This is a genomic window from Vibrio sp. OPT18 (assembly GCF_015163615.1).
Lineage (GTDB): Bacteria > Pseudomonadota > Gammaproteobacteria > Enterobacterales > Vibrionaceae > Vibrio > Vibrio coralliirubri.
In genome coordinates, this window is the sequence record NZ_JADDYK010000060.1 from 431313 (window position 1) to 437824 (window position 6512).

Consider the following 6512-nt stretch of genomic DNA (forward strand, 5'->3'; position numbering starts at 1 on the left):
TCCCAATGGTGGCCGATCACGCCAGTCAGCGTAGTTATCAATATGCCGATATCGTTCGACGAGCATCTCAGCGTTACGACATTCCTGAAGATTTGATCTACGCGATTATCAAAACAGAGAGTAGTTTCAACCCTTACGCGGTGAGTTGGGCGAATGCATACGGTCTTATGCAGGTGGTACCTAAAACCGCTGGTCGAGATGTGTTTAAGCTTGTAAAGAACAAGCCTGGAGAGCCAAGTCCTGAGTATTTATTCAATCCAGAAAACAACATTGATGCTGGCACCGCGTACTTTTACATACTCAAAAATCGTTATTTGAAAGATGTAAAACACCCGACAACGCTCGAGTACAGCATGATTTCAGCATACAACGGCGGCACGGGTGGCGTACTCAATACCTTCAGCAAGGACAGAAAACGAGCAATGCGAGACCTAAACTCGCTGCAACCTAGCCAAGCGTACTGGGCACTTACTAAAAAGCACCCAAACAAAGAGTCGCGCCGATACTTAGAAAAAGTAACAAAATTCAAGAAAGATTTTAACCAAGGTAAAACGTAAGCCTCACTTTTGAATAAAAAAACAACTAACGAACGTTTTTTTTAATTATTTTCAAAAAAGGTGTTGACGGTTATGAAGAAAATCCGTTTAATAGCGCTCCGTTGCCCGGATAGCTCAGTCGGTAGAGCAGAGGATTGAAAATCCTCGTGTCGGTGGTTCGATTCCGCCTCCGGGCACCACAATTTGATTTGTTGGTGTCAACACTCTTTAACAGGGAGTAGCAGCACGGACAAAAGCATAAAGAATTTAGTGTGCCGACTTAGCTCAGTAGGTAGAGCAACTGACTTGTAATCAGTAGGTCACCAGTTCGACTCCGGTAGTCGGCACCATTCTTTTGCCTCGATAGCTCAGTCGGTAGAGCAGCGGATTGAAAATCCGCGTGTCGGTGGTTCGATTCCGCCTCGAGGCACCATTATTTGGTACTTAACAAATAATGGTCTTTATAGACCTGATGTTGAGACAAGTAATTCCCCTTTAGTTCAGTTGGTAGAACGGCGGACTGTTAATCCGTATGTCGCAAGTTCAAGTCTTGCAAGGGGAGCCATTTTTAAAGGACTTCATTTTTTATGAGGTTTTAATTGAAGAGTTTAACTCTTTAAGCAAAGAATTTAGTGTGCCGACTTAGCTCAGTAGGTAGAGCAACTGACTTGTAATCAGTAGGTCACCAGTTCGACTCCGGTAGTCGGCACCATTCTTTTGCCTCGATAGCTCAGTCGGTAGAGCAGCGGATTGAAAATCCGCGTGTCGGTGGTTCGATTCCGCCTCGAGGCACCATTATTTGGTGCTTAACAAATAATGGTCTTTATAGACCTGATGTTGACACAAATAATTCCCCTTTAGTTCAGTTGGTAGAACGGCGGACTGTTAATCCGTATGTCGCAAGTTCAAGTCTTGCAAGGGGAGCCACATTCAAGAAAGCCAAGTCGAAAGACTTGGCTTTTTTCGTTTGAACAAAAGCAAACTCTATTCAATATACTCATCAGCTCTACTCTTAATCAGTCTCGATAAATTGAGTTATCTCCTTCTAGTACTCTTACTACAGCAGCAGATTCTAAGTTCTATAAAGCATATCCATTCCAACAGAACCAACTCCTTCCAAAGTTCATGACCCACTAATATTCACATTAAAACAAACAGAATTCAGTTCCGTTACTTTTTTTTCTTCGAAAATTTAATCTCTATCATGTTTTGATGTCTTTCTAATATCTGCCTTACACCACTTAGATTAAGATTCGATGAATTATACCTAATACTAATTATTGAATCGCTGCGCGGGGAAATATGAAACTAAAAACGCAAGCTTACTTATTATCGGGCATCATCTTGATCGCCCTGCTAGCACTGACGGCTACTGGTTTATGGACATTGAGAGTCGCTAGCAACATGGACAACAAAGCTCGCGTGACAGAGCTATTTAAGAGTGCATACAGCATCCTTACTGAAGTGGAGAAGATGGCGATTGATGGCACTCTAGAAGAAGATCAAGCTAAGCAACTGGCTACTCGCCTTCTTCGCAACAACATCTATAAAGATAATGAATATGTTTACGTAGCCGATGAGAACATGACGTTTGTCGCGACACCATTAGATCCTCAACTACACGGAACCAGCTTTAACGACTTTAAAGATGGTGACGGCAATAGTGTTGGTCAGCTAATCCAAAGAGTACTTGGTAATCGCACTGGCCAGATCATTGAGTACACCTGGACACAAAAACTGCCAGATGGAACGATTGAAGAAAAACTGTCTATTGCTGAGAAAACACCACATTGGGGCTGGGTTGTCGGTACCGGTATCGGGTTCAATGAAGTTAACGCTCGTTTCTGGTCTACCGCTCAATGGCAGTTATTCCTTTGTGTCGTGATTGCTGGTCTTATTCTATCGAGCCTAATTGTATCCATTAAACGCATGCTAGCGCTTCTTGGCGGCGAACCTAAAGACGTACGAGAAGCAGTACAAGCCGTAGCACAAGGTCGAATTCAAACCTCTTTCGAAACTCAGGCAATTGGCGGCAGTATCTATCACGCAGTGCAACAAATGAGTAAGTCACTGGCTGAGCTAGTATCAAACCTTGATGCTTCAATGCTGGCATTAAGAGGCGAACTGCAGCGCGTTGAAGATCGCGCTGGGTCAATTGCTCAACTGACAGAGACCCAACAGCAATCAACAGAGATGATCGCGACAGCAATGACCGAGATGGCCTCTTCAGCCAATAACGTTGCTGATTCAGCTAGCGATACCGCGCGCAACACAGATGAGGCCGACAAACAGAGCCAGCATACCCAACAACTCATTCACAACACAGTAGATAACATTCAAGGCCTAGCAGGCCAACTAGGCACAGCAAGCGAAGCTGTCGCTAACCTAGATAACGATGTAAACAACATTGCAAAAGTATTGGATGTAATTGGTGATATAGCGGAGCAAACTAACCTGTTGGCACTTAACGCAGCCATTGAAGCAGCTCGAGCTGGCGAACAAGGTCGTGGATTTGCAGTTGTAGCAGATGAGGTTCGTAACCTTGCAGGCCGAACACAGTCGAGCACCAAAGAAATCCAATTGATGATTAATAACCTTCAAGAAGGATCTCGCAACGCAATTCAAACCATGGAAGTTTGTGCCGCGACCAGTGAAAGCACCGTAACAGAGTCTCAAAACGCCTCTGAAGCACTACAACAGATTGTTGTCGCATTAGAGTCCATTTCATCAATGAGTCATCAAATCGCAACAGCGGCCGCTGAGCAGACTCAGGTGAGCGATGATATATCGAAGCGTATCAATATGATCGAAGAGAGCGGTAACCAACTGAGCAATGTCGTAACAGAAAGTCATAACAGCACCCAAACTCTTGCCTCTCTTTCCAACGAATTAGAAGCTTGGGTTAATAGGTTTGAAGTAAAACACTAAACTCCCTAGAAATTTTTAAATAAAAAAGCACGTTTTCATACGTGCTTTTTTTTATTTCGGCGCCCATTCAGTGTAGTTAACCGTAGTTTTACTATCTTTTAGGGCATGCTAGACCTAGGTTTTTCACCCCAAACGAGCAAAAACAACCCACTAAGTATAGAAAAACATCAAACGATACTTTTTTTGCAATTTAATGTTGACCCAGAACGCGAAAACACGTTTAATACACCTCGTCGCCCGGATAGCTCAGTCGGTAGAGCAGAGGATTGAAAATCCTCGTGTCGGTGGTTCGATTCCGCCTCCGGGCACCACAATTTATTTGTTGGTGTCTTAGACAACAACAGTAAAGCACAAAGAAATATTATGTGCCGACTTAGCTCAGTAGGTAGAGCAACTGACTTGTAATCAGTAGGTCACCAGTTCGACTCCGGTAGTCGGCACCATTTCTTTAAAGCTTTAAGAATAATTCCCCTTTAGTTCAGTTGGTAGAACGGCGGACTGTTAATCCGTATGTCGCAAGTTCAAGTCTTGCAAGGGGAGCCAAGTTAATCATCAAGCATAAGCTTTTTGATTCATGATGCCGACTTAGCTCAGTAGGTAGAGCAACTGACTTGTAATCAGTAGGTCACCAGTTCGATTCCGGTAGTCGGCACCATTCTCTTGATTAGAGACTAAACAATCAATTCCCCTTTAGTTCAGTTGGTAGAACGGCGGACTGTTAATCCGTATGTCGCAAGTTCAAGTCTTGCAAGGGGAGCCAATTAAAAGAAGCCGCATCATTGATGCGGCTTTTTTGCATCTAAAGATCCCAACATCTCAATACAACTTCCCTCTCCTCTCTAATTTCTATTCGACTCAGAAACCAACTGTTTTCATCTCCTTCCAAAGCTACAAATCTTCGCTACTTGACGCTCTTCAATATCTCCCAGCAACAAACGACACATTCACGTAAGTGTCACTCATAGTAACGTTACTACTCATTATATTGATGAGGAGAGCGGTTAAACAAATCAATGCTAAGCCTAGAAATGAGAAAGCTAAATAACGAATCAAATAAGCGCTAGAAAAGCTCTGTAAGGCGCTTCAATCCAAATGATACACAAGTCACTCTTTATCAAAACTATCCACTACAATAGCGCCCATAGAGGCAGGCATTGAAATAACAATCACTCTTTTGATCGATACAACTGGGTCACTCATTAGAGGTAATTTGTCCAGACAAGTCAGTACTAAAGCAACGACCAATGCCGTCATAACATAAGCAATAACTATTCTGAAAATAAACACTGGCAACCGTGCAACAACATCTTTTTGAAAGACACTCTCATACGTATAGAAGCCTAAGAACACCGCAGACAGTAAAAATAACAGCAATAGATTAGCTGTAGGTAAGGTCTCCCCTAACTTCCAAGCCTCTTCAGAAAAAGAAATCGGCACGGCCAAAGCAAAAGATCCCACAAAGATCTGGCTCGCATCTTCAAAGTTAAAACTCAATTTCATAGTTCGACCCATTAGGTTTAAGGCTTTATTCACCTCTTAAAATAATCACAAAACTATCCGCCGATGATCTGGGGGATTTTCTATTCTTACTAAGCAAACAGTAGTGACCTTATAGATTAATCTTAGTCGCAGTAACCAAAACATAGCTTGAACTAACCGGCAAGAAATCAATATGCTCAGAGCAAAGCGGTCAAACAACTAATTTATATCGAGTCAACAAGCACATCAGAATCAAAGAGAGACTGGTAGACACCCTAAGATACCAGATCCTAGAACCAGAGAGTCCCAATCCGGTTCGGTGATAAACATTACTGCACGTGTAGGCACGGATACGAAAGATTCATTGTTTCTTAGTATATCTCCCTCCAGCACTAACTTTGGAACGCAACCAAACGACTATCTCCTTTCAAGCTGAATCTGACCCACTTTTATCCTTTAAAATGATTCGAACAAGGCGATCAATACCATCGAGAGTAGCCTTAAGCTCAATGCATAACAGAGGTATTAAGTCGACTCGTGAAGGGCTATAGCTTTCTTAAGAGAAGCCTCCATGATAGAGCCCTAATTACACATCAGAACTATCCTCTAGATTCACAGACAGGACATAAGTCAGGTTTTCTAGGCTAAGGGCTGCTAGCTAATACTTGAGGAGGGCTCCAAGCACTGAGCAAGCAGGATGAGTTTTAATGCTTGTATAGTTTCAGGTATTGAATGAGGCGCTGAGTCAAAACAGTCTCATTACCTAACTTACAACGTCGTATGGCTCGAGTATTTGATCAGTAAGTTTAAAGTTTGAAGTCTTTCTTGTGTCAAACCACAATTGGAATCAGAAATGATGTGATTCTAGTCGTAGGATTGGGATTTCTGATAAATGACGGAATAATAGGGACGCGTTGGCTAGGAGTTATGGGGTACGGGAAATCTTATGTGGAAGTCATTAGATGGAGGGGCGAAACACTATAATTTAGATGTAAAAAAGCCCCGCTATTGCTAGCGAGGCTTCTAAATAAATGGCGGAGTGGACGGGACTCGAACCCGCGACCCCCGGCGTGACAGGCCGGTATTCTAACCAACTGAACTACCACTCCGCAGTGTCTATTCAGCTTAAAGCAATTTGAGCCTGACGATGTCCTACTCTCACATGGGGAAGCCCCACACTACCATCGGCGCTATTGTGTTTCACTTCTGAGTTCGGCATGGAATCAGGTGGGTCCACAATGCTATGGTCGTCAAACAAATTCTGTTGTTAACTTGAATAATCAAATCAACTAAATATGGTGCTGATACCCAGACTCGAACTGGGGACCTCACCCTTACCAAGGGTGCGCTCTACCGGGCTGAGCTATATCAGCAATTCAAAAACCGTTTAAAAACGATTTTAAAAATTTAAAGCCTGGCGATGTCCTACTCTCACATGGGGAAGCCCCACACTACCATCGGCGCTATTGTCTTTCACTTCTGAGTTCGGCATGGAATCAGGTGGGTCCACAATGCTATGGTCGCCAAGCAAATTTTAAAATTCGGAAAGCTATAATCTAAAAGTTTCTC

At 43.1% G+C, this 6512-nt stretch carries 3 protein-coding genes, 14 tRNA genes and 2 rRNA genes; 14 read left to right on the forward strand and 5 right to left on the reverse strand.

The features are described 5' to 3' along the window. The 14 genes from IQQ51_RS27265 to IQQ51_RS17030 form a co-directional block, all read left to right on the forward strand. Positions 1-557 (forward strand): transglycosylase SLT domain-containing protein (locus IQQ51_RS27265; RefSeq protein ID WP_228012933.1); only part of this gene is annotated, 557 nt, incomplete at its 5' end. Positions 558-660: 103 nt separating this feature from the next. After that, positions 661-736 (forward strand) — tRNA-Phe (locus IQQ51_RS16970). 74 nt (positions 737-810) lie between these two features. Next, positions 811-886, forward strand: a tRNA-Thr gene (locus tag IQQ51_RS16975). 7 nt (positions 887-893) lie between these two features. Then, positions 894-969, forward strand: a tRNA-Phe gene (locus tag IQQ51_RS16980). Positions 970-1025: 56 nt separating this feature from the next. Beyond that, positions 1026-1101, forward strand: a tRNA-Asn gene (locus IQQ51_RS16985). Positions 1102-1172: 71 nt separating this feature from the next. Further along, a tRNA-Thr gene (locus tag IQQ51_RS16990) sits at positions 1173-1248 on the forward strand. Between the two features lie 7 nt (positions 1249-1255). Next, a tRNA-Phe gene (locus IQQ51_RS16995) sits at positions 1256-1331 on the forward strand. 56 nt (positions 1332-1387) lie between these two features. Further along, positions 1388-1463: transfer RNA gene (locus IQQ51_RS17000), tRNA-Asn, on the forward strand. 375 nt (positions 1464-1838) lie between these two features. Beyond that, a complete protein-coding gene (locus IQQ51_RS17005; protein ID WP_193841630.1) occupies positions 1839-3464 on the forward strand; it encodes a methyl-accepting chemotaxis protein in 1626 nt (541 codons plus the stop codon). Positions 3465-3699: 235 nt separating this feature from the next. Then, positions 3700-3775: transfer RNA gene (locus IQQ51_RS17010), tRNA-Phe, on the forward strand. A gap of 56 nt (positions 3776-3831) precedes the next feature. Next, positions 3832-3907, forward strand: a tRNA-Thr gene (locus IQQ51_RS17015). Between the two features lie 24 nt (positions 3908-3931). Continuing rightward, a tRNA-Asn gene (locus IQQ51_RS17020) sits at positions 3932-4007 on the forward strand. 36 nt (positions 4008-4043) lie between these two features. Beyond that, positions 4044-4119, forward strand: a tRNA-Thr gene (locus tag IQQ51_RS17025). Between the two features lie 29 nt (positions 4120-4148). Then, a tRNA-Asn gene (locus IQQ51_RS17030) sits at positions 4149-4224 on the forward strand. A 344-nt stretch (positions 4225-4568) separates the two neighbouring features. Here IQQ51_RS17030 and IQQ51_RS17035 read toward each other — a convergent pair. From IQQ51_RS17035 to rrf (IQQ51_RS17055), 5 genes are all read right to left on the reverse strand, one after another. Continuing rightward, on the reverse strand, positions 4569-4964 hold the full coding sequence (locus tag IQQ51_RS17035) for a DUF2391 family protein (RefSeq protein WP_048611972.1): 396 nt from the start codon (positions 4962-4964) through the stop codon (positions 4569-4571). A gap of 1011 nt (positions 4965-5975) precedes the next feature. After that, positions 5976-6052: transfer RNA gene (locus tag IQQ51_RS17040), tRNA-Asp, on the reverse strand. A gap of 30 nt (positions 6053-6082) precedes the next feature. Beyond that, positions 6083-6198 (reverse strand): 5S ribosomal RNA (gene rrf, locus IQQ51_RS17045). Positions 6199-6239: 41 nt separating this feature from the next. Further along, positions 6240-6316: transfer RNA gene (locus tag IQQ51_RS17050), tRNA-Thr, on the reverse strand. A 39-nt stretch (positions 6317-6355) separates the two neighbouring features. Beyond that, positions 6356-6471, reverse strand: a 5S ribosomal RNA gene (gene rrf, locus IQQ51_RS17055). Positions 6472-6512 lie beyond the last annotated feature (41 nt).